The sequence below is a fragment of the Vibrio sp. FF145 genome (assembly GCF_041439075.1).
GTDB classification, from domain to species: Bacteria; Pseudomonadota; Gammaproteobacteria; order Enterobacterales; family Vibrionaceae; genus Vibrio; species Vibrio tasmaniensis_A.
In genome coordinates this window covers 1-22904 of record NZ_JBGONH010000060.1, presented here as the reverse complement: position 1 = coordinate 22904, position 22904 = coordinate 1, and the positions used below count along the sequence as shown (strand labels likewise).

Annotated in this window: 21 protein-coding genes; 18 read left to right on the top strand and 3 right to left on the bottom strand. The window is 43.5% G+C overall.

The features are described 5' to 3' along the window. The first annotated feature begins 60 nt into the window (after positions 1-60). Positions 61-546, top strand: a complete 486-nt coding sequence (locus tag ACED42_RS18740) for a C40 family peptidase (RefSeq protein ID WP_012603954.1) — start codon at positions 61-63, stop codon at positions 544-546. 91 nt (positions 547-637) lie between these two features. On the opposite strand, the gene ACED42_RS18735 is transcribed toward ACED42_RS18740, so the two are convergent. After that, positions 638-982, bottom strand: coding sequence for a DUF3802 family protein (locus ACED42_RS18735; RefSeq protein ID WP_009846752.1), 345 nt, complete (start codon positions 980-982; stop codon positions 638-640). A 470-nt stretch (positions 983-1452) separates the two neighbouring features. Here ACED42_RS18735 and ACED42_RS18730 point away from each other — a divergent pair, with 470 nt between their 5' ends. Beyond that, entirely contained in the window at positions 1453-2319 is an 867-nt protein-coding gene (locus tag ACED42_RS18730) for a fructosamine kinase family protein (protein ID WP_017100330.1), read from the top strand. A 115-nt stretch (positions 2320-2434) separates the two neighbouring features. Next, on the top strand, positions 2435-2638 hold the full coding sequence (locus ACED42_RS18725; RefSeq protein WP_012603956.1) for a CPXCG motif-containing cysteine-rich protein: 204 nt from the start codon (positions 2435-2437) through the stop codon (positions 2636-2638). A 193-nt stretch (positions 2639-2831) separates the two neighbouring features. Here the strand turns inward: ACED42_RS18725 and ACED42_RS18720 are convergent, their stop codons facing one another. Further along, positions 2832-3443: a riboflavin synthase subunit alpha gene (locus tag ACED42_RS18720; protein WP_371703726.1), complete on the bottom strand. Its 612-nt coding sequence runs from the start codon at positions 3441-3443 to the stop codon at positions 2832-2834. Positions 3444-3604: 161 nt separating this feature from the next. Between ACED42_RS18720 and ACED42_RS18715 the strand changes: the two genes are divergently transcribed. Beyond that, positions 3605-4975, top strand: a complete 1371-nt coding sequence (locus ACED42_RS18715) for an MATE family efflux transporter (protein WP_371703725.1) — start codon at positions 3605-3607, stop codon at positions 4973-4975. 120 nt (positions 4976-5095) lie between these two features. Here the strand turns inward: ACED42_RS18715 and ACED42_RS18710 are convergent, their stop codons facing one another. Continuing rightward, a complete protein-coding gene (locus ACED42_RS18710; RefSeq protein ID WP_009846756.1) occupies positions 5096-5938 on the bottom strand; it encodes a DNA ligase in 843 nt (280 codons plus the stop codon). A gap of 295 nt (positions 5939-6233) precedes the next feature. Here ACED42_RS18710 and ACED42_RS18705 point away from each other — a divergent pair, with 295 nt between their 5' ends. The 14 genes from ACED42_RS18705 to ACED42_RS18640 all read left to right on the top strand — a co-directional run bounded on the left by ACED42_RS18705 (position 6234) and on the right by ACED42_RS18640 (position 22755). Further along, complete coding sequence (locus ACED42_RS18705) at positions 6234-6563, top strand: STAS domain-containing protein (RefSeq protein WP_004733793.1); 330 nt, start codon at positions 6234-6236, stop codon at positions 6561-6563. A gap of 62 nt (positions 6564-6625) precedes the next feature. Beyond that, complete coding sequence (locus tag ACED42_RS18700; RefSeq protein ID WP_371703723.1) at positions 6626-7462, top strand: OmpA family protein; 837 nt, start codon at positions 6626-6628, stop codon at positions 7460-7462. Further along, positions 7459-9558, top strand: a complete 2100-nt coding sequence (locus ACED42_RS18695) for an SLBB domain-containing protein (protein ID WP_371703721.1) — start codon at positions 7459-7461, stop codon at positions 9556-9558. The genes ACED42_RS18700 and ACED42_RS18695 overlap by 4 nt, the downstream gene beginning before the upstream one ends. Beyond that, positions 9558-10247: a chromosome partitioning protein ParA gene (locus tag ACED42_RS18690; protein ID WP_371703719.1), complete on the top strand. Its 690-nt coding sequence runs from the start codon at positions 9558-9560 to the stop codon at positions 10245-10247. The genes ACED42_RS18695 and ACED42_RS18690 overlap by 1 nt, the downstream gene beginning before the upstream one ends. Positions 10248-10826: 579 nt before the next feature. Beyond that, positions 10827-11819, top strand: a complete 993-nt coding sequence (locus ACED42_RS18685; RefSeq protein WP_269336251.1) for an ABC transporter substrate-binding protein — start codon at positions 10827-10829, stop codon at positions 11817-11819. Positions 11820-11966: 147 nt separating this feature from the next. Further along, entirely contained in the window at positions 11967-12866 is a 900-nt protein-coding gene (locus ACED42_RS18680; protein ID WP_102249948.1) for a proline/glycine betaine ABC transporter permease, read from the top strand. Continuing rightward, positions 12859-14091, top strand: a complete 1233-nt coding sequence (locus tag ACED42_RS18675) for a glycine betaine/L-proline ABC transporter ATP-binding protein (protein WP_009846762.1) — start codon at positions 12859-12861, stop codon at positions 14089-14091. Before ACED42_RS18680 ends, ACED42_RS18675 begins: the two co-directional genes overlap by 8 nt. A gap of 406 nt (positions 14092-14497) precedes the next feature. Then, positions 14498-14902 carry an Hpt domain-containing protein gene (locus ACED42_RS18670; protein ID WP_371703717.1) on the top strand — a complete coding sequence of 135 codons (405 nt, stop codon included), beginning with the start codon at positions 14498-14500 and terminating at the stop codon, positions 14900-14902. A 211-nt stretch (positions 14903-15113) separates the two neighbouring features. Then, entirely contained in the window at positions 15114-16613 is a 1500-nt protein-coding gene (locus ACED42_RS18665; protein ID WP_371703716.1) for a sigma 54-interacting transcriptional regulator, read from the top strand. Beyond that, positions 16594-17700, top strand: coding sequence for a glycosyltransferase family 4 protein (locus ACED42_RS18660; protein WP_371703714.1), 1107 nt, complete (start codon positions 16594-16596; stop codon positions 17698-17700). Before ACED42_RS18665 ends, ACED42_RS18660 begins: the two co-directional genes overlap by 20 nt. Positions 17701-17950: 250 nt before the next feature. Continuing rightward, on the top strand, positions 17951-19327 hold the full coding sequence (locus ACED42_RS18655; RefSeq protein WP_371703712.1) for an O-antigen ligase family protein: 1377 nt from the start codon (positions 17951-17953) through the stop codon (positions 19325-19327). Between the two features lie 92 nt (positions 19328-19419). Further along, a complete protein-coding gene (locus ACED42_RS18650) occupies positions 19420-20205 on the top strand; it encodes a DapH/DapD/GlmU-related protein (protein WP_371703710.1) in 786 nt (261 codons plus the stop codon). Then, on the top strand, positions 20198-21334 hold the full coding sequence (locus ACED42_RS18645) for a glycosyltransferase (RefSeq protein WP_371703708.1): 1137 nt from the start codon (positions 20198-20200) through the stop codon (positions 21332-21334). The genes ACED42_RS18650 and ACED42_RS18645 overlap by 8 nt, the downstream gene beginning before the upstream one ends. Continuing rightward, positions 21331-22755 carry a GumC family protein gene (locus ACED42_RS18640; RefSeq protein ID WP_371695105.1) on the top strand — a complete coding sequence of 475 codons (1425 nt, stop codon included), beginning with the start codon at positions 21331-21333 and terminating at the stop codon, positions 22753-22755. The genes ACED42_RS18645 and ACED42_RS18640 overlap by 4 nt, the downstream gene beginning before the upstream one ends. The last annotated feature ends 149 nt before the right edge of the window (positions 22756-22904 follow it).

Below are 22904 nucleotides of genomic sequence, written 5' to 3'. Positions count from 1 at the left end.
TCGTATACTAGAAGTCCTTGATGACGTTTATATTTCAGTTTTTTGTCAGAAGAGTTACATATGAAATTCAGAAAAATGGCTGTAGTTACAATAACTTTAGCAATATTGGCTGCTTGTAGCTCGACGCCATCTCCTTCTCAGCTTAGTCAAACAGCACACAAGCCACTGTCAAAGTTAGAGCAATCAACGACCAATGCGTATATGAGTGTGTATGAACAGTGGAAAGGTGTGCCATATCATTTCGGTGGGACTTCATTTAGAGGCGTAGATTGCTCTGCTTTCGTTCAGATCGCAGTGCAAACTGCGACCCAGCAAGCCTTACCGAGAACCACAAAAGATCAAGTTAAAAAGGGAAAGGAAATAGCATATGGACAGGCAATAAGTGGTGACTTGGTGTTTTTCAAAACATCGATGACGGTACGACACGTCGGTGTATATTTAGGAAACAATCAATTCCTACATGCTTCGACATCGAAAGGTGTCATTATATCGAGATTGGATAACCCTTATTGGGCCTCTAAGTTTTGGCATTTTAGGCGTTTATAGTGATTAAAAGATTAACTGATAACACAGTTGCTTTGAAGGTACTATTTAAACGCCTATCGCTGTTTAGCCTAGTAAATGTACTAGAAGCTAATTAGTCGTATTGAGCGACCGCAGTATCAAACAGATTCTTCACTAATGCGATGTATTCATCTAAGAATACAATTTGTTCGTTAGTCGCTTTTTTTGACCATACACCAGCTAACACTTCACCTAAATCAGCCACCACTGAATCCGCTTCTTTCAATAGTTGAAAACGAACGCTTGAATGTAACTCAGGGTTTTGCTCGAAAATAGCCATGATATTTGTTGATATCATGTCAGTGATGATGTCTTCGACACTTTCATTACCTGTATCGCCATTACTATTAGTAAAGACATCTAGGTTAAATGATAAGTGTTCGATCAAAGCTAAATAGCCATCGGTTTCTACAACCACAATAAATCTCCGTTTAAGCTCAAGAGCAGATTAATATGTACCTGCCTAATACTATGTATATGAGTCTGTTTGTCATCTCTTTATTACTAAAAACTGTATTAAAGTGATCCGAGTTAGCATTTAAGCTTAAATTTCAATCAAAACACCCTAACTTCACCAAACACACCTAAAATATAGTGAAAAATAATCTCAACCTATTTCTGCGATTCTATTGTATGAAAATCATCATGCCGTGAGATTAGTTCCAAGCTATTTCCTTATATCATTCTCAATTTCTGTTTTGATTTCAAAGGGCTTGAATCAGTTCGAGTTCACAAATCAGCCAATTGATTCTACATTAGTTGAAGAAGAGCCAAGAACATTGACGAGTGCGTCTATAAATTGCTCAGATTTATCCTAAACTATTGCTATTAAACAAACAGTATTTCTAACCTTCAATCTTTTTAACTTTCAGTCTTTGAGGATTTCCTATGTGGCAGGCCATTTCTCAACAACTTTCAGATACTCTTCTATTTAACTTTCAGATTACTGAGCGCACCAAGGTTTCTGGTGGCGACATTAACGATTGCTATATGATCAGCGATGGTAATGAACGTTACTTTGTAAAAGTGAACCAGCGAGAATTTTTACCTAAGTTTGAAATTGAAGCTGAGAATTTACGCTTGTTAAGAGAGACTTCTACCGTTTATGTTCCTGAGTTGGTACTGATTGGTAAAACCAAAGAATGCTCGTTCATTATCCTTAATTACTTGCCGACCAAGCCGCTTGAAACAAGCAATAATAGCTATGACTTTGGCGTTCAACTTGCTCAATTGCATCAATGGGGTGAACAGAAAGAGTTTGGTTGTGACCAAGACAATTATATTGGTAGCACCCTTCAACCCAACCCTTGGCATAAGAAATGGGGGCGTTTTTTCTCTGAGCAACGCATTGGCTTCCAACTGCAATTGTTAAAAGAAAAAGGCATCGAATTCGGCGATATCGATGACATTGTTGATGTAGTGAATATGCGTCTTGCAGGCCACAACCCTCGCCCTTCTTTGCTTCATGGCGATCTTTGGAACGGTAATGTTGCTAACTCAGCCTTTGGGCCAATCTGTTACGATCCCGCTTGTTATTGGGGCGATCATGAATGTGATTTAGCGCTAACTGAACTGTTTGAAGGGTTTTCAAAAGAGTTTTATGAAGGTTACCAGAGCATCAATCCACTCGACGTTGGCTATACTGATCGGAAAGACATTTATAATTTGTACCATCTTCTCAACCACTGCAATCAATTTGGCGGCGAGTATTTAGCACAAACTGAGGCGTGTATTCAGAAGATACAGGCCGTTTAACACCAATCACAGCTAGCTACTGCGATCGATATAAGTGCAACGTTCGATATCGCTATTTGTTACGCCCCATACAAGCTACTACGATTAGTGCAAGTTACAGTGAGGAGAATTCGCCATGCATAAATACACAGAGAAACATGTTTCTTGCCCCCATTGTGGTCATGCAATTAGCATAACGCTGGATGCTTCTAATGGGAGCCAAGATTTTTACGACGATTGCCCTGCATGTTGCAATGCAATTCATCTGGACATGCAGGTTGATGAATTGAGAGACAGAATCCATCTCTCGATTGATGCAGACGACGAACAAGTTTTCTAACACCTACTCTCTTGTCGAGTTGGCTCTACACCTCGATTTAAAGCTACACCTCGATTTAAAGCTACACCTCGATTTTGAAGCTAGCCCAGAAAAGCACAAAAATAGAAAAAGAGCACTTAATGTGCTCTTTTTTAACATCTTCGATTTTTACTTAGTCAACGCTTTTGGGGCGCGTGTTATTGATGAACCGCTACTACGACGTCTGGTTTGCAAGCACGCGCTCAACAGTATCAACAATCGCTTGTGTTTGAGGGTCAAACTCAATATTTACTTGGTCGCCTACTTCGCGGCTGCCAAACAAAGTGCGATTTAGCGTTTCAGGAATCAAGTGTACAGAGAATCGGTTCTCTTCCACTTCACCTATCGTCAATGAACAACCATCAACGCCAATATAACCCTTGCTCAATACATACTTCATTGATTCCTGTGGCAACTCAAACCAAAGCGTGCGGTTGTTTTCAGTCTTGATCACATCCACTAAGTTCGCCATCAACGTAATGTGGCCAGACATACTATGCCCGCCAATTTCATCACCAAATTTTGCTGCTCGCTCAACATTCACTTTATCACCAACAATCAGTTGGCCTAAGTTCGTCAATCGCAATGTGGCTTGCATTAAATCAAAAGCAATCTGATTGCCCGAAATTTCCGTTACCGTTAAGCAACAACCGTTATGAGCTACTGAGGCACCAATCGCTAATCCCTCAACCATTTCGTCGCTTAGCTCAATGGTATGAGTCTGAAACAACTCTTTTTTATTTATAGCAACCAGTGTTGCCATGCCTTGAACGATACCTGTAAACATAAGATTCCTATTTAGCATTTTAGTAACAGTTTTTCATAGCAGTTATTGTGACATTTCTTTATGATTCGTCCAGTGGAAGCTTAAGATCATTATCTCTGATTCCTTCAGAATGTCCTTTCCTACACTATTATTCTAATTTTCCCTCTTATTTGGAGTTGTTTGTGCATCGTTACAAAGAAGAATCCGCGAATCTAATCAAACTTGCGACCCCAGTATTGATCGCATCTGTTGCACAAACTGGAATGGGTTTTGTCGATACCGTAATGGCCGGTGGTGTAAGTGCTATCGATATGGCGGCGGTTTCGATTGCAGCAAGTATCTGGCTACCATCAATCTTATTTGGTGTGGGTCTGTTGATGGCGTTGGTTCCTGTCGTTGCACAACTTCATGGTTCTGGTAGACAAGTAAAAATTCCATTTGAGATTCAACAAGGTGCGTTTTTAGCGCTTGTCATCTCCCTTCCTATCATTGGCGTACTTTTTCAGACACAACTGATATTGGAGTGGATGGACATAGAACAACTCATGGCAGAAAAAACCATCGGTTATATGAATGCGGTGATGTTTGCTGTCCCTGCATTTTTGTTGTTCCAAACATTGAGAAGCTTTACAGATGGTATGTCTTTAACTAAGCCTGCAATGGTGATTGGTTTTATTGGCTTGCTATTAAACATCCCGCTTAACTGGATGTTCGTATACGGAAAGCTTGGCGCTCCCGCTCTAGGTGGTGTTGGCTGTGGAGTTGCAACGGCTATCGTATATTGGGTGATGTTTGCTCTGCTGTTCGCTTACGTTTTAACATCAAAGCGTTTGGCTAAAATCAATATCTTCGGTACGTTCCACAAACCTCAGCTCAAAGCACAAATTCGTTTGTTTAAACTAGGCTTTCCAGTTGCCGCTGCTATCTTCTTTGAGGTGACGCTATTCGCTGTTGTTTCTCTGTTGGTTGCCCCTCTTGGGTCTTTGGTTGTCGCCGCACACCAGGTTGCAATTAACTTCTCGTCACTGATATTTATGATACCAATGAGTATCGGTGCCGCCGTGAGTATTCGTGTTGGTCATAAGTTGGGTGAAAACAACACTGAAGGAGCGAAAATCGCGACACACGTGGGAATCATTGTTGGTTTAGTCACAGCCCTAATGACAGCTACATTGACGGTACTATTCAGAGAGCAAGTTTCGTTACTGTACACAGAGAATACGGCGGTAATTACTGTTGCAATGCAATTACTATTGTTCGCTGCAGTTTATCAATGTACTGACGCAATCCAAGTTATCGCTGCAGGGGCTTTGCGTGGATACAAAGACATGCGTTCGATCTTCAACATTACTTTCGTTGCTTACTGGTTGCTTGGTCTTCCTATTGGCTACATTTTAGGAATGAAAGATTGGATTGTTGAGCCTATGGGCGCGCACGGTTTCTGGGTTGGGTTCATTGTTGGTCTAACGTCTGCAGCTATTATGCTAGGTATGCGTCTGCACTGGATGCACAAACAAGACGACGATGTGCAGTTAGAATTTAGCTCTCGCTGAGTTCTAACTCACTCAACCGGTATCCCTGATATTGAATACGAAAAAGAGCTCTGATATTCAGAGCTCTTTTTCGTTTACTGTGTGTGTATGACTATATTGTACTGAACAATCTGATTGGTATTAATACTCACTCTTTTCTCTAACGAAGCGCGCAAACTTGGGTTTTCCATTTTGAGTAAAGCCATTGTAGCGAAAGGTAATACGGCTGCCGATCTCAGGCGGCGCAAGTCTCATTTGATCACTGAACCCGCTTCCGATATAAAACTCAACCCCTTCTTCCGTGTGAACCAAAATCGAACCCATCATCCCTTTATACTTCCCTGTCCCGCCTTTGTAGCCAATAACTGTGGCTTCGGCATCGTGATGCCTTTTTAGTTTTAACAGGTCATTGCTTCGACCTGCTTGATAACGACTGGTGATCTTTCTGAGCATCAAACCTTCGCCATTACGTTCATCGACATTGTCTAATTGATAAAACAGAGCTTCTTCATTTTGAATAGGTACATGTTCGATGTAGCTGACATGAGGTTCTCCAATCATACTTACCCAATGCAATATGTTGTAATAGCGCTTTTGATAATCGCCAGTAGCCCCTGGCATATCAAACAGCATCAAGTCTATTTGGCGCCACGCAACATCACTAGGTGTGTGATCGAGGACGGTAGATTGGACTAAGTGGAACTTTCCTCTTCCTGCCCAGAGCTCCCCTTCAAGGTGTACCTTCGGTAAGTTTTTTGTAAACCACTTCGGTGAGTAAATGCGATTCCCATTTCGAGTATAAAGGTGTTGTCCGTCCCAAAGAGCACGAATCCCATCAAGCTTTTCACTCTTCCAGTATTCAGAAACATCAATGCCTTGTTGGTATGTGTTTGCGAGCACCAGATGATCAGGCGGTAAATAGGATGAATGAGAAGAAAGCGAACACGCCCATAGAGTGGCTATCGCCAATTTGGTTAATCTCATCATCTGCTCCGTATTAATATCTGCCCTTAATCCTAAGCGCTCTAACACACAGTTAGACAATCTTTGCTAGAAGATGCGATCAACTCATCAACCTTATCTAACCTTTACTTTCATTCATTAAATTAATGGCTTATGGCTCTCATATGTTCCGCCGTTTTTAGTTCTCATATTGAGAAACCAACTTTCTCAATATGAGATAGAGATTAGCAGTCGATTTAAGTTGTTGAAAAATATAAATATAAAAGTTGGCACATTCAGTGCAATTGTTCATACATACTGAAAAGGAGATATCGCTATGGAACTACGTAAGATTGATTTGAATACAACCACACTAACTCTTTCTATCTTCGGTGATTTAGACGCAGCGGGAAGCCGTGATGCTCAGACTGATATTGACGATGTAATCTCAAATGACGGCCACCCTGAAATCGAAGTCGATTTTAGCCAAGTTGAGTTTTTAGATTCATCTGGTGTTGGCGCGATTGTCTACATGTTCAAACGCCTAACTGAACGCGAACGCAACATGCGACTTGAAAATGTAACTGGTCAGCCTCTTGAAATTATGAACTTGTTACGTATTGGCCACGCTATCCCAGTAAATTCAAAAAATCCTACAAATTCATGAAGATCCACTAAGCTAGAAGTAACAAAACATAATAATAAAAAGTAAAAACATAGGACGTTGGCATGAAAATACTGAAAAGCTACATAGCCCTTTCTCTGTCTGCTTTAGTTCTAGGTGGCTGTACTAGCTACCCTGAACAAGGCACTGGCGGCTTGGCTGAAAGTTATGACTCTATTAACTACCAAAATTCCGACTTTTCTCCTGTCATGCCAGACGAACCTCTTGGTCCTGAACACGGATTACGTTTTGATTGGCAACTGGCTAAATTACATCTTGATGCCTTGGTTCAAGAAGGCGCTCGCTGGTGCTTCCCCGCTGCTGTTGTGCAAGCGATAGAAAAGCAAAATCGTATCGCTCGCGAACTACAAGGTGGCCTGCTTCTAGATGCGGCAAACGACCTAGTCATTCAAAGAAAACGTTTAAACGAACTTGAAGTCCAACTGGACTATGTGACGTCACAAGCACGGTGTGAACCACCAAAAAATGAAAACCAATTTAGAATGCAATTGTCGGTTATCGAACAGTTGTACGACCTGCTTAATGTTGACAACCAATTCGCGGAAAACTCTACTGAAGTCAATCCCAAATACATGGGACGACTTGCCGAGGCAACGACGCTACTGAAAGAACATAAATCTCTAGACCTTGTTGTTACCGGCCATGCTGATGCCACGGGTACTGAAGAATATAACGATGAATTGGCACTTGGACGTGCTAAACAAGTCGAACGCTACCTAACTATTTTTGGCTTAGGTGCTCAGCGAATCAAAGCAGTGTCTGTTGGCGAAACGGTTCCTCTTTTTGAAGGCGAATCAGACGGTACCCGTTTAACCAACCGCAGAGTGAGTATTGAAGTTATCTCCCCTAAAAATGCCGAGAAAATGGGAGGTGGATTATGAAATTATTGATCGCTTTTATCATCACCATATCGTTATGCCTTTCGAACCTCGTAAATGCTAACGAAGAGTTTTCAGACGCGGTTCAAGTCGGTGACCTTATTCAAGTCAACGTACCCGGTGAAAGTACGTTGAACAAAGGGTTTCAAGTGGATAAACGCGGCCGAATTACCCTTCCTGAAGTGGGTGCCGTATTTGTTGCGGGTTATAACAGCGAGCAACTTAACAAAGTCGTTTTAGAGTCACTGGCTACCGCTTATAAAGATCTTTCAAACGCTTCGGTATATGTAAAAGAGCAGCAAATTATCATCTACGTGCAAGGTTATGTAGAACAACCCGGTGAATACACACTGGCGTTAGGTTCAAGTATCCAAATGGCACTCTACGCAGCAGGTGGATTACGCCCCGGTGCACAACTGGACAAATTGATACTTAAGCGAGGCGCGGACAAGAAAGAGTTTAACTACAAACGATTCCTTGATTCAGGTGATGAATCAACACTACCTACTCTGCAATCACTGGATTCATTATTCGTTCCAGCTTCCCCATTAGTCGGTAACATCGAGCAAGAGTTTGACGCAGCAAAGCTTGCAAACTCAGGTGACAGTGCCGACTCTCGCAATTCGATTAAAGTGTTTGGTGAGGTAAACGCGCCGGGTTCGTTCACTTACAAAGAGAATACCGACCTTGTCGACGTATTAATGCGTTCAGGCGGGGTAACTCGCTATGCCAGTGTTGAACAAATCCGAGTAATTTCAAATAATACACCTACGCTGTTCAACCTTAAGCGTTATTTGGATTCTGGTGACGAAAGCCTACTTCCAATCTTACGCCCAGGTGCAACCATTTTTGTGCCGAAGCAAGAGGAAGAGATCAAATCCGGCGCAAACATGGTTTACGTTATGGGTGAAGTCGCTGCCCCTGGCGCTTTTGAAGGAAAGAGAGACGCGACCTTCATGGATATCCTTGCCAATGCTGGCGGCCCAACTCGATTTGCAGAGTCGCGTCAAATACGCGTAATCAAAGCGGATGGTCGAGTACTTAAATTCGATTTAGCGGCTTACACTGAAGGCTTGCCTAACTCTAACCCACCGAATATTAAAGCTGGTGACGCGATCTTTGTTCCTGAGAAAACCGACATGAACGAGAAGTCTTGGTTAAAGATTGCACCAGACAGAGCAGTTAACGTGATTGGTGAGGTGAATCGACCTGGTCGTATAGAATGGTCAGATGAAATGAACTTCATGGGATTATTGGCACACGTCGGCGGCCCCACGCTACGCGCTGACACATCGAAAATTGAAGTCGTGACGGGTAGAAAGTTGGTTGTGTTTAATCTTGATGATTTCATCAGAAATGGGGCGCCACGAGATCTGATGCCACAAATTCGTGCAGGCTCTATCGTCCGTGTCCACGACTTACCACAAGATCCGTCAGACAATAAATCTCAATGGGTACGTCAAAGCTCTGATGCTTCGATCTACATTTTTGGACAAGTGAATGCACCGGGTCGTTACCGCTTCACCAAAGACATGCACTTTCTTGACATTTTGTCTGCAGCTGACGGCCCTACTAAGGATGCCGATATACACAATGTGCGTGTAACGCACCGCGATAAAACCTACTCTAAAGTAAGCAAACTCAATTTATCGTTGTACTTCGAAACCGGTGACGAATCGTTACTGCCAAATGTAACCACTGGTGACACTATTTATATCCCAGAGAAAGGTAAAAACTGGTTAGATACACCGAAAGAAGAAACCGTTCGTGTACTTGGCGCGATTAACAACCCAGGACGTTATGTGTTCAACGACAACATGACCATTTTAGATATATTGGCAGAGGCGGCGGGCCCTACTGATAACGCTTACGTAGAGAAAATTACCATTGTGAATATGTCTTGTTGCCAAGGTCAAGCTCGTACCTTCGACCTTGTTGAATTCAGCAAAACAGCCAACATTTATAACCTACCAGTACTGCGCGCTGGTGACACTATCTACATCCCAGATCGCCGAGAGAGCTTTATGGAAAAAGCTCGTGTAGGTCTAGAAGACATATTACGTCTAACAACAATGATCGTCTTAATAGGAGCTTTATAATGACTATTTCAGCAATCCAAGCAGAAGTAGAACAACTGTATCTAGCTTCTGAACTTAACGGACAGAAATCGATTTGCGTGACTGCCTGTCATTCAGGTGACGGGGTAACCTCTATTGCAACTGCATTAGCAGAACGTTTTCTCCTTGCTGGTCATTCTACGCTTTATGTTGACCTCAACTTATACAATCCTGCTTTTAAAGATTTGAACATGTTGGAAGACAATCAACAGGGACAGTTAATTGAACATGTCGAGTCTCATCGTACGTTTATCGGTGTCCCTGCTCCACAAATTGCATCAACGCAATTGGCTTATAAAGATCCGACAACGTTACAAAAAGTGGTGAACAAATGGTTAGACAAATACGATAGAGTCATCATTGATACCTCACCACTTCTCAACATAAACAAAGGCAACATTCCGGCGCAATCTGTCGCGAGTGCTTGTGATAGTACATTGATGGTTGTCGCCTATGGTGAAACCTCTAGTCACCACCTAGAGCAAGCGAAAAAGCTGCTTGATGTGCAGAGTATCAACCTTATGGGTTGTGTGATGAACATGAAACAAACACCTAGCTTTGCACAAGAGTTGGTAAGACAAATCAATCGCATGAAATTCCTTCCAACTAAACTTCGCGATAGCTTGGCCAATAAGCTTTACCAAAATGAGTTTTTAAACCTACCGATGTAACTTTTCTGTGCCACGATAGCTTTCTTGTGCAACTTAGTTTTCTTGTGCAGCTGTATGGCTGTCATTAATCCCTGACAGCCACCGTGCCTATTGGACTCACGCCAAAACACTCTAAAACCAAGTTGGATATTTTTGACGAAATTATTGTTAAAAATACGATTTTAAAAACCATTCAGCGCATTTCACGCACTTCAGACATGGTCTTACCACCTTTAAAACCCTTCAAAAATCAACCGCCCATGCCTAACTTTATCGGTAATGTGACACAAACGGTTAAAGTGCCATGTAAATCGCATCAAAGATGGAATTCGTACGATTATTCCCTAAGATTATAAATAGAGGTGGTTTTTGACGAATTTGTAATAGTTTGACAAAGTTCTCCGATGGCTGTTGAAACACAGTGGATGAATTGGCAAATCACACTTCACTGACTTTGCACGTTTATCTATTCACACTTCACCCATCCCTCCTTCTGCTCAAATGGTTCAAATACACGGAAAGGATCACCATCGAGCAATTTAGATAATCAATTTACCTTGGTTACCTTAGTTGTATTATTAAAGAGAAAGGAAACTCAATATGAAATACAAGTTAAGCTCCGTATTTTTGTTAGTAGCAGCAGCCAGCGGTAATGCTAACGCTGGAGAATGTGGCAGCGTAACAATCGCAGATATGAACTGGAACTCTGCAACACTGATCGCCAATATCGACCAATTCATCCTAGAACATGGTTATGGGTGTGATGCCGAACTTATCCCTGGCGACACTATGCCAACAGGCACATCCATGATTGAAAAAGGCCAGCCTGATGTTGCACCTGAACTTTGGAGCAACAGCTTAAAAGACGCATTAGATAAAGGTGTCGAAGAAAAACGTCTTCGCTATGCAGGTAAATCACTTGTGAACGGCGGCGAAGAAGGTTTTTGGGTTCCTGCTTACCTCGTTAAACAATACCCAGAGATGGCAACCATCGAAGGCGTGCGTAAAAACGCTAGCTTATTTAAGCACCCTGAAGACCCAGATACATCAGCATTCTACAGTTGCCCAGCAGGCTGGAACTGTCAGATCAGCGCCGGAAACTTGTTTAACGCTCTTGAGCTGGAAGACAGTGGTTTCACGATTGTTGATCCAGGCTCGAGTGCCGGCTTATCTGGCTCTATCGCAAAAGCTTATGAGCGCGAAGAAGCTTGGTTTGGTTACTACTGGGCACCAACCGCTGTTCTAGGAAAATACGACATGGTTAAAGTCGACTTTGGCAGTGGCGTTAATGAGGAAGAGTTCCTTAACTGTACCACCAAAGAAGACTGTGAATCGCCAAAAGCGACCATGTACCCGCCTTCACCCGTTCACACTATCACCACTGAGAGTTTTGCGTCACGTGCACCTGAAGCTTATGACTACTTCACTAAACGTGGTTTCACAAACGACAAAATGAACTCGCTGCTTGCTTGGATGGAAGACAACCAAGCCGATGGTGAAGAAGCAAGTCTGCATTTCTTGAGTGAATTCCCAGAAGTATGGCACCCATGGGTTTCTGAAGAAGTGGCTAAGAAAGTTGAAGCCGAACTGTAAAAGCTTGGTTTAACAACAAGCAATTACGCTTCAACAATAATACGGAAATAACGTCGCTATACTTGATGTTATTCATGATTCGGAGCCCTTTTCATAGGCGATTACCTCATCGCATGAACAAGTGGCTCCGAACTATAAGGATATAAAATGGCTGACACCAATTGGTTATCAACCTTTCCAGAGATGGAACGCGCTGATTTACGAACCATAAAAAAGACGCTAGATGGCGCATACCGTGAATTCTCTCGTGAATACGGTGAAATGATTGAATCTCTATTTGACCCTCTTCTTTCATTCCTGGTTTGGTTTGAAAAACTTCTTATCTCAACCCCTTGGATTATAGTCCTCGCTGTTTGTACAAGCCTTGTCTACGCCGCGAGTCGCTCTTGGAAACTGGCTTTAGGTTGTGTCGCTTCCCTGCTCCTTATTGGTTACTTTGGTATGTGGGAAGACACCATGCGTACGCTTAGTATCATCACTGTGTGTACCTTGGTTTCGATATTCTTAGGCATTCCGATTGGCATTGCGATGGCTCGTTCGAATCGAGCGCAATCTATCGTTACGCCGATGCTTGATATCATGCAAACCATGCCGGCATTCGTTTACTTGATCCCAGTGGTAATGCTACTCGGCATCGGTAAGATTCCAGGGCTAATCGCCGTGGTTATCTACGCGATTCCACCTGTGATTCGTTTAACCAACCTAGGCATACGCTTAGTCGACAAAGAAGTATTGGAAGCGGCTACCGCTTTTGGTGCAAGCAAAAAGCAACGTTTATGGGGTGTTCAACTACCGTTAGCGATGCCAACGATCATGGCGGGTATCAACCAAACCATCATGATGGCACTGTCTATGGTTGTGATCGCATCAATGATTGGTGTTAAAGGCTTAGGACAACCGGTTCTTAAATCCATTACCAACCAATACTTCACATTAGGCTTGATGAATGGTTTCGCCATTGTGGCCCTAGCAATCCTTTTTGACCGCGCTTCGCAGGCGTACGCAAGAAGAACCAATGCGCATTTAGGAGGATTCAAGCATGACTAAACCATTGATTGAGATTAGTGGCCTATACAAAGTGTTTGGACCGAAACCGATGTCTGTTATGAACCGAGTTCAGAACGGCGAACACAAAGACCAGATTCTTGCTGACACGGGTCATACCGTTGGTTTGAAAGAGATTAACCTTGAGATTAACCGTGGCGAAATCTTCGTTATCATGGGGCTTTCTGGTTCAGGGAAGTCGACTTTGATTCGCCACTTCAACCGTTTGATAGATCCGACTCAAGGTAAAATCATGGTTGAAGGCATCGATGTGATGAGCCTCAATACCAAGCAATTAGAAGAGTTCCGTCGTCATAAAATGTCGATGGTATTCCAACGCTTTGGCTTAATGCCTCATCGCACCGTGGTAGAAAACGTTGCGTACGGTTTGGAAGTACAAGGTATCAAAAAAGAAGACCGTTTAGCGAAAGCCAATGAGTGGTTAGAAACGGTGGGGTTGAAAGGTTACGGCAAGCAGTACCCTGCCCAGCTTTCTGGCGGTCAACAACAACGTGTTGGTCTTTCTCGAGCTCTGTGTACTAATGCTGAAATCTTATTAATGGATGAAGCGTTTTCAGCGCTCGATCCTTTGATTCGAAGTGAAATGCAAGATCAACTCATTGAACTGCAAGAGAAGCTTCATAAGACGATTGTTTTCATCACCCACGATTTGGATGAAGCACTTCGTCTCGGCGACCGAATCGCAATTTTGAAAGATGGCGAGTTGGTACAACAAGGTACACCACATGAGATTCTGCTGAATCCAGCCGATGACTATGTAGAGGCATTCGTTAAAGACGTAAACCGTGCTCGTGCATTGACCGTTGAAACCGTTATGCAGCCCCCTCTCTATCGAATCACATCTGAAACGATTGAAGGTGCTTTGGCACAAATGAAGATGCTGAAAAATGACTACGCTTATCACGTAACGGATGAAGGCTATCAAGGTCTAGTCACACAAGAGAGCCTACAGGATGCAGTTGAAGATTCATCGGTGCATGACTTCAGTGAAGAGATATACGAAGAAGTTCCAGCCATTTTGCCTGATGCGGTGATTGAAGAAGTGCTACCAGACACTATGTCTTGTGACTATTCTCTTCCGGTTGTTGATGAGGACGGTAACCTAAAAGGTGAACTAGAGAGAAGCGCTGTTGCTGATATCTTCTCTGAAAGTAGCGAGGAAGAAGTAGAAACCGACCCAAAGCCAAAGATTGATAAAGCTTCGTAGTTCTACTTTTCGTTATCTAAAGCACGGCTGTTTAAATTATCGCTATTTGGGTTATAGCTATTTTGGTTATATAGCTATTTAGATTAGCCTAAACGACTTAACCTGCTCTAAGACCACTGTTGTTAGTAACTGCAGTGGTCTTTTTTATGTGTATCGGCCTCGCTTTGTCCTGCACTCTCCCCTTTAAGCTTATAAGTACCCAGGCTAATAGGTGCCTAAGTTTATATTTCATAAGAGAAAACAAATTTAAATCAGTTCGTTAGATTTGTCACAAACATAGTGGCAATTCGGGCGAGAAGGCAATTAATTGCTTTGTTTATAAGGCAAGCAGTTGAAATTATTCTAGAAAATGACTAAAACTTAATAGTACTCACGGATATTACGCTCAACAAAAGGACTTAGTTTGATGAATTCCACTTTAGCGTCAGACACAGCTGCACATCTAAACTCACAAGAAGTTAGCGAGCTTGTTGATGAAAGCGTTCTAGAGCAAATGATTCGAGATACAAGTGCGGATATTATCCCGATCTTGATCGACCATTATGTCGAAGAATCACAAACACGCTTGGTCGCCATAAAAGAGGCTGTCGCTCAGCACGACGCTCAAACACTTGAGTTTGAGGTTCATACTCTTGGCAGCACCGCACTCTCATTAGGTAATCGCCCTTTGGGTGAGTTAGCTCGCGCTTTAGAGAAGCAGTGTCTAGAACAGAGTCACGATGCGGCATTTCTGCAAGTTGACGAATTACTAGAACTCGCAGAGCGTTCAATCAAAGCCTTGCTTCACAGGAAACAGGCAGGCTTCAGTTAACTTTGGATGTTCAGATAAAAACTCAACATAGTCGTTATTAATATAGTCCCCATAAAGATGCGAACCAGTATGAGTAGCAATGCGGGAAATCCTACACACCGCGCCTTAAAAGATTGCATGCGGTAGATAACAAATACACAAGACTCGTATTGATGGTTCCATATCACTATGTTATTGATTGGTTAGGATAAAGTTTCAAAAGGAATACACAATGCGCCCTAAGGTATTGTTAGTTGAAGACTCCACCTCACTCGCCGTACTCTACAAGCAGTACGTAAAAGACGAGCCCTACGATATCTTCCACGTCGAAACCGGCGCGGAAGCTAAGACCTTCATTGAAAGGCACTCTCCACAGCTTGTTATTCTTGACCTTAAGTTGCCCGACATGCCAGGGGAAGAAGTCTTAGATTGGATTAGTACGAACGAAATACCAACCGCCGTCATTATCGCAACGGCACATGGCTCAGTAAACATTGCTGTTGACCTTATCCAGCGCGGTGCGGAAGACTTCTTAGAGAAACCCATTCAAGCCGATCGACTCAAGACTTCTGTTCGCTTACATCTAAAAAGAGCGAAACTCGAAAACCTTGTCGATAACATGCAAAGCAAGTTCGATCGTGACCGCTTTCATAATTTCATCGGCTCTTGCCTTCCCATGCAAGCGGTTTACAAGATTATCGATTCGGTAGCACCAACAACCGCCAGCGTGTTTATTAACGGTGAAAGTGGTACGGGTAAAGAAGTGTGTGCTGAAGCGATCCACCAAGAGAGCCAGCGTAACGGTAAGCCCTTCGTGGCTATTAACTGTGGCGCTATCCCTCGAGACCTAATGGAGAGCGAAATTTTCGGTCACGTTAAAGGTGCATTTACTGGTGCAACAACCGACCGTAAAGGTGCGGCGATGCAAGCGCATGGCGGCACCCTATTTCTCGATGAGCTTTGTGAAATGGAATTGGAGATGCAGAAGAAGCTCCTAAGATTTTTGCAAACTGGGACGTTTACCCCACTCGGTGGCAACCGCGAGATTAAAGTGGATGTCAGAATTATCTGTGCGACCAACCGCGATCCACTGGTTGAGGTAGAAGAAGGACGCTTTAGAGAAGACCTTTACTATCGTGTTCACGTTGTGCCTATCGAGATGCCACCGCTTCGTGAACGAGGAAGTGACATTGTCACCCTTTCTAATCACTTCTTGAAGCTGTACGCGAAGCAAGACAAGAAGAAGTTCAAATCAATAGACAAAGAAACGCAGAATTTACTTAAACGTTATGCGTGGCCAGGCAACGTACGTCAGTTGCAAAACATCATCCGTAACATCGTGGTGTTGAACAATGAAACGAGCGTGACCAAAGACATGTTACCGCCTCCGATCGTAGCTACAGCCACGAAATCAGTTACACCGATTCGAGTAGCTGCGCCCCAAGCTGCTGTTGTGGAAGCACCAGAAGCTAAGTTGCCACCTATTACACCGGAAGAGTTGGAGCAATCCTCAGTTGTCCCCGCTAACAACGATCCGATGACGCCCGCATTTACAACAAGCGAAGGTGCTATTCGTCCAATGTGGCAAATAGAGCGAGAAGCTATTCAACATGCCATCAATCATTGCGATGGGAATGTGTTAAACGCTGCCGTGCTGTTAGAACTTAGCCCTTCTACTGTTTATCGTAAGAAACAGGCTTGGGAATCGGAAGATGAGTACAATCAAGCCTAACCAAGGTGTACTCGACGTAAACCTTTATGAGATTTGGCTGTTGATCGACAGCCAAACTTTTGGAGGCATAGAAACGCATGTTTTAGAATTAGCACAAGGCCTGATATCGGAAAGCGCTCAGTATTCAGAGGTTGTCCGCATCGTTCTTTTGACTAAGTTTAATCCTGAAGCGATCATCGTTGAAAAGTTAGATGCACTGAACATCCCTTATAATTACCTCTCTGATTTAGCCTCATGTTCTGCAGATTCAAGTAGTAATAGCGCGACACAGCTTAAACGTGCCGTTCAACATTATCAGCCAAGACTTATCCATGCTCATGGTTATAAAGCCAGTTTGGTCAGCAAGTTAATCAAGCTCCCATCTCGTTTCAACAACACAAAGCAAATCACCACTTATCACGCAGGTGAAACCCCAACTGGCAAAGTATGGCTTTATGACTGGCTCGACCGTTACAGCAGCTTTCTTTCTGATCAGTCGCTCGTGGTCAGTGAGAAGATTAAAGCGAAAGTACCGAGTAAAACCCATCAATTGAATAACTTTGTTAAAGTCCCAACCGGATTAACAAAGTCCCCTTCATCAAGCCCATTCCATGTTGGCTTTGTGGGACGATTAAGCCACGAAAAAGCGCCAGATCGATTTGTCGCATTAGCCAAACCGTTTCCTGATGTTCGGTTTGAGCTTTTTGGTGACGGGCCAGAAATGGAAGCGTTAGTTAAATCGCAGCCTGATAATGTTACCTTTCATGGGCATCAAACCAATATGGACGACGTTTGGAGCCAAATCGATTTGTTAATCATCCCTTCCCGCTTTGAAGGCTTACCTATGGCGGCATTAGAATCCATGATTCGCGGCATTCCTGTCCTCGCCACCTCAGTTGGTAACTTGCCTAAACTCATCGAGCACCAAGTTAATGGCTACCTCGCAAATTCTGAGGCCGAGCTAGAACAGTTTTTATCTTTGTGGATGTCATTGTCGATTGAACAACGTGACTCTCTCAGAAGTAACGCGATAGAAACCGTCAAAAACCAATATTCGCCACAAGCTGTTGTCCCGAAGTTGTTGAAAATCTACCAACTCGATCGTTAATCCTAGCCTTAGTCGATAACTGGTTAATTTAGCTTGATAATTTAGCCGTTCTAGTCAGTTTTATACTGATTCTCAAAATGACAAATCTCACCTCAAGGCTAAGCCCTCACTTAATAATCCAACACTAAATCAGTTAGTTAAACAAAATGCATAACTGGCACTCGCTTTGCAATATTTAACATCAGGTGTAACTACGTCTCAAAAGATTACGAGCGAGTCATGAAGAGTTTATTTGCGAATAGAGGTCACAATGGTCAACCCTGAAGCCAATAGATTGCCAGTCATCATCACTATCAGCACCTTGTGTGTTGGGCTTGGTATTGTTTGGTACTTTGTGCCTCACCCTGCTGTCATTGTCGCGCTCGCTCTTGTGCCATTAGCTGGGTTATTCGTGTTAAACAAGACATTCTGGTTAGTTCTATTATTCGTTGTCTTTTCATTTTTCCGAATTCACGAAGCCGTACCTCAGCTCTATTCGTTAAAAATACCGCTGATGCTTTCATTAGGTGCCCTGTCAGCTTTACTCTGGCATGCACTAATCAGTAAAGAGCTTAAAATCTTCTGGCACCCTTGTTTAAATTGGCTCGCCATTTTTTGGGTATTGGTTTTTATTGGTATTATCTTCGCGTCTAACAGGCCCGTAGCACTTGCAGAATTCAAAGGCGTTTATTGGAAAATCATCGTGATGACGCTTGCGATTACTTGGCTAGTAAATACCACTGAAAATCTCGCAAAAACCGCGATGACGATTATCTACGCTGGCGCTTTAGTAAGCTCTATTGCCGTGTACAACTCAGTAAATGGCATTGGGCTTGTTGAAGGCTCACGTGTGACTATTGGCCGCGATTTTGGCTCTATGTTAGGTGACCCGAACGATCTAGCACTGGTACTGATGTTCCCACTCGCCTTTACGATAAGCCAAGCCACCACGACTGGCATCTCACGATCCAAACGCTTAATTAGCGGGTTAGTCTGTTTGTTGCTGCTCGCCGCCATTATTGCCACTCAAAGCCGTGGCGGATTACTGGGGTGTATTGCGGTGATTGGTATTTTTGCGTGGAAACTAGTGCGCTCTAAAGTTCTCTTAATCTCCGTAGGAACTGTCGTGGCCGTAGTGCTCTATTTAGTTGCTGGGATCTCAGACAGAGCTTCTGGTGGTGCTGCTGAACAAGGTATCGATGAATCTGCAATGGGTCGAATCTACGCATGGGAAGCGGCAGTAAAAATGGCGGTTGAGAATCCACTGACTGGCGTAGGGTTGAACAACTTCTTCTCGAATTACTTCTTTTACAGTTCGCACTGGGACGGACTGAATCACGCCGTTCACAGTACGTGGTTTGGTGTGTTAGCAGAGACTGGCTTCATTGGTCTTATCATTTTTGTCTGCCTTATCGTTTCTTTGATCAAAACCTCCCGATCCACACTCACCAGATTAAAAAACTCAACCACAGAAATCACACCTGAACTTAATGCGGTCGCCTATGCGATCTATGCAGGTCTGATTGGAACAATCGTGTCGGGTACATTTTTGACTCAAGGCTTCAACTGGCCGATTTATATCCTCGCAGCACTCACAGTTTGCGTCTCAAACGTATCTCAAACTGCCTGTCAAAATGAGAAAACCTAAAACCCACATTTTAACCCATTGAAAACATTATATTTATTAAATGGCACAGTATATGAAAGTACTTCTATATAACAAGATAGAGGAGTTTCATTATGACGTCAGTATCTATACATCAATTCAAACATTGGCTTAAGTTTCATCCTAATTCTCGAATTAGAAATGTGTTTTTCATTTTGAAAGACATCAGAAGCGCAGAGCTACCTACCCCTCAAATACTTAATCGTTGCCTCTATCAAGCGCACAAGCTAGTGGTGAATTTGGTTTCTGGCTTGACGAGATTCTTCTACTGGACACCGGCTTTCAAAGGTCGTGTGGCTCAATGTGGCAAGCGCCTGTATTTGTATGGTGGTCTGCCTTTCGTCAGCGGTCCGGTGCAAATTTCGATTGGCGATAACTGCCGTATCTCTGGCCACACGACATTCTCTGGTTGTACTCAGCCACTTGAAGGCTTGGAACACCCACTATTGTCGATTGGCAACAACGTCGACATCGGTTGGCAGTCGACTATCGCTGTTGGCGGTAAAGTCGTTATCTCTGACAACGTACGAATCGCTGGCGGCGCGTTTCTATTTGGATACTCTGGTCACCCGCTAGATGCAAAACGTCGATCGCAAGGTGAAGGTGATGACCCTCAGCAAATCGGCGACATCATTCTTGAACCCGATGTTTGGCTAGGCACGAATGTGACGGTTAAAGGTGGCGTAACCATCGGCGAAGGTGCCGTTATAGCCGCAGGCAGCGTAGTAACAAAGAATATCCCGGCCTTCGCAATAGCAGGTGGTAACCCAGCTCGAGTAGTCAGACAGATTAAATCCATTGAAGTGACTGAATCCGATGTATTCGATTCATTAGAGACTCATGGAGGTGACCATGCGTGATCTAATCGTATTTGGTGAAGACTTTGGCGGCCTACCGTCATCAACTCAACATTTAGTGCGTCACCTTGCTAAGCAACACAAAGTCTTATGGGTCAACTCTATTGGTCTTAGACAGCCAAGACTGTCAGTTAAAGACATCACTCGCGCTTTCAATAAACTGACAGGGCGAAGCAACGCAGTTACTCAAAACATGCTGGATCCACAAAACGTCACTGATTCAAACGACCAAGGCAACATAACGGTCGTGAACTTGAAAACCATTCCTGCGCCTGCTTCTAAATTTTCTAGAAAGTTGGCTCAGCAAATGATGTTGCACCAACTAAAACCAGTGATTGCCGAGCTTAACCTTAACGCGCCAATCCTATGGAGTTCTCTTCCGACTGCTGTTGATCTGTGCGGACACTTAGGCGAGTCAGCGGTTGTTTATTACTGTGGGGATGACTTTAGTGCACTTGCGGGCGTAGACCACAAGACGGTCGCAAAGCATGAATTAGAACTCATTGAAAAATCAGATTTGATCTTCGCTGCTAGTGAAAAGTTGATGGACAAATTCCCTAGCGAGAAAGCTCAGCTCTTACCACATGGTGTCGATGTCGGGCTATTTTCTACACCTGCACCAAGAGCAAAAGATTTACCAAGCAACCACCGCCCTATTGCTGGTTTTTATGGCAGCCTTTCTAAGTGGCTTGATTATGAAATGATTGTTCATGTCGCGACAGCAATGCCGGAATGGGACTTTGTATTCATAGGCCCAAATGAGCTTGATACGATCATGCTGCCTAAGTTGAGTAACGTACATTACCTTGGCCCACGTCCACACCATACGCTGCCAGGCTATTCTCAACACTGGGATGTGAGCTTGTTGCCGTTTGTTGATAACGAGCAGATCCGAGCTTGTAGCCCACTCAAACTAATGGAGTACCTTGCGGCCGGCACGCCAATTATCACAACTCAATTCCCAGCATTAAAGCCATATCAAGAACATGTCACCACAGTTGGTAGTGTAAACCAAATGATTTGGGCGCTTGATCATGCACGCCAGCTGAGCAATTCACCGATCTCTGTCGTCGAACAAGAGAGCTGGCAGAACCGTGGTAACTTCGTACATTGGATGTTGGAGCTTTTATGAATAATCTTAAGTTGCGCTTACTAGTCATCCTAAATGCCATGTGGCGCCAACGCTACGTTATTGTTCTCCCAATCTTTATTTTGCCCTTTGTTGGCTTCGGTGTGAGCAAGTTGGCCCCGACTAAATATGACGCGCATACCAGTATGTTGATTCAAGAAACAGCCAAGATGAATCCATTTTTGGAAGACATCGCCGTCTCTACCATGCTCAAAGATCGACTTAACGCATTGAGAACATTGCTTCACAGTCGACATGTTCTTTACTCGGTCGCTGATGAACTGCAATTAACTAGTCCAGATATGCCTGAGGTTGAGAAACAAGAGATCATTACTGACTTGTCTCAGCGTTTATCAGTTACTCAACTTGGAAAAGACTTTCTAAAGATAAGCTTAACGTCGAGCACTCCAAATGGAATGGAACAAACGCTTCGAGCGGTGAGTGAACATTTTATTGAACAGCTGCTCGCGCCGGAACGCTCGTCAATTGAGGACTCAAGTAATTTCTTGAAAATCCATATAGACAAACGTAGCGCGGAACTTGAAGAGGCAGAAGAAGCGCTAGCCGCATACATGAACGAAAACGTCCAATCGACGCCAGAATTGCAAAGCCAAAGCTTGAATCGCTTAGCGTCACTCAAACAAACACTGGCGGAAAAAGAGGCGGAATTATCGGGTGTTGAAAAAAGTTTAGGGTCAATCGACCAACAACTTTCTAAAACAAATCCCGTGATAGGTCGAATCGAAGACCAGATCATCGACATTCGCAGTGAGCTGACTCTGCTGCAAGCCAAATACACAAATAAACACAGTGCCGTACAAGCTAAAGTCCGTGAATTAGACAGGCTTGAAAATGAGCGAAAAAGTTTGCTCGAGGTTACTCAGCCAACGATGAACAGCGACCAGCTTTGGGACATCGCAAGTAGCACGACACTGAACAAGCTTTCTGATACCCAACCTCTTCTGGTCACTCAATTACACAGCCTACAACTGGTTCGTGCTCGCTTTGAGTCTTTAACAGAAGAGACCAAAAGCCTTCGTACTATGATTTTCGAATTAGAACACAAGGCGAATAACTTCGGTGAAAATGCCAAAGAGATGTACCGCCTTAAACGTCAAGTTGAAATCAAGCGTCAACTATATGATGAACTGACAGAGCGTTATGAAATGGCTCAGCTAACGGGTTCGCTTGGTGTATTCGAGCAAAACAAACGTGTGAAGATTATCGATTTGCCTTTCACGCCTAGCATGAAATCTAACATGCCGACTTTTATCTTTATTCTGGCTGGATTTGTTGCGGGCATCGGATTGGGCATTGGTCTGGCGGTATTGTTCGAGCTGTTTGACTCTTCAATCAAGCGTAAAGACGAAATCGAAGAGATCTTAGGTGTCCCTGTGATAACGGTGATACCTAAAATGGGCTAGTCAGCCTCAAAGGCATGTTTAACTTGCTAGCCTTGTAGCTTCTTAGCTTCTTCTTATCTTTTTAGCTTCCTAACACTAAACGCCAACATTAGCTTTAATGCCGATCGTTTAAGAAGACTTGAACGATCTTGCAGTTAGCAGATAATCCC

Bases quoted from the DNA above. Each gene is read 5' to 3' on its own strand.
- ACED42_RS18740 (WP_012603954.1), top strand. From the start codon at position 61: ATGAAATTCAGAAAAATGGCTGTAGTTACAATAACTTTAGCAATATTG.
- ACED42_RS18730 (WP_017100330.1), top strand. From the start codon at position 1,453: ATGTGGCAGGCCATTTCTCAACAACTTTCAGATACTCTTCTATTTAAC.
- ACED42_RS18725 (WP_012603956.1), top strand. From the start codon at position 2,435: ATGCATAAATACACAGAGAAACATGTTTCTTGCCCCCATTGTGGTCAT.
- ACED42_RS18720 (WP_371703726.1), bottom strand. From the start codon at position 3,443: ATGTTTACAGGTATCGTTCAAGGCATGGCAACACTGGTTGCTATAAAT.
- ACED42_RS18710 (WP_009846756.1), bottom strand. From the start codon at position 5,938: ATGAGATTAACCAAATTGGCGATAGCCACTCTATGGGCGTGTTCGCTT.
- ACED42_RS18705 (WP_004733793.1), top strand. From the start codon at position 6,234: ATGGAACTACGTAAGATTGATTTGAATACAACCACACTAACTCTTTCT.
- ACED42_RS18700 (WP_371703723.1), top strand. From the start codon at position 6,626: ATGAAAATACTGAAAAGCTACATAGCCCTTTCTCTGTCTGCTTTAGTT.
- ACED42_RS18695 (WP_371703721.1), top strand. From the start codon at position 7,459: ATGAAATTATTGATCGCTTTTATCATCACCATATCGTTATGCCTTTCG.
- ACED42_RS18690 (WP_371703719.1), top strand. From the start codon at position 9,558: ATGACTATTTCAGCAATCCAAGCAGAAGTAGAACAACTGTATCTAGCT.
- ACED42_RS18685 (WP_269336251.1), top strand. From the start codon at position 10,827: ATGAAATACAAGTTAAGCTCCGTATTTTTGTTAGTAGCAGCAGCCAGC.
- ACED42_RS18680 (WP_102249948.1), top strand. From the start codon at position 11,967: ATGGCTGACACCAATTGGTTATCAACCTTTCCAGAGATGGAACGCGCT.
- ACED42_RS18675 (WP_009846762.1), top strand. From the start codon at position 12,859: ATGACTAAACCATTGATTGAGATTAGTGGCCTATACAAAGTGTTTGGA.
- ACED42_RS18670 (WP_371703717.1), top strand. From the start codon at position 14,498: ATGAATTCCACTTTAGCGTCAGACACAGCTGCACATCTAAACTCACAA.
- ACED42_RS18665 (WP_371703716.1), top strand. From the start codon at position 15,114: ATGCGCCCTAAGGTATTGTTAGTTGAAGACTCCACCTCACTCGCCGTA.
- ACED42_RS18660 (WP_371703714.1), top strand. From the start codon at position 16,594: ATGAGTACAATCAAGCCTAACCAAGGTGTACTCGACGTAAACCTTTAT.
- ACED42_RS18655 (WP_371703712.1), top strand. From the start codon at position 17,951: ATGGTCAACCCTGAAGCCAATAGATTGCCAGTCATCATCACTATCAGC.
- ACED42_RS18650 (WP_371703710.1), top strand. From the start codon at position 19,420: ATGACGTCAGTATCTATACATCAATTCAAACATTGGCTTAAGTTTCAT.
- ACED42_RS18645 (WP_371703708.1), top strand. From the start codon at position 20,198: ATGCGTGATCTAATCGTATTTGGTGAAGACTTTGGCGGCCTACCGTCA.
- ACED42_RS18640 (WP_371695105.1), top strand. From the start codon at position 21,331: ATGAATAATCTTAAGTTGCGCTTACTAGTCATCCTAAATGCCATGTGG.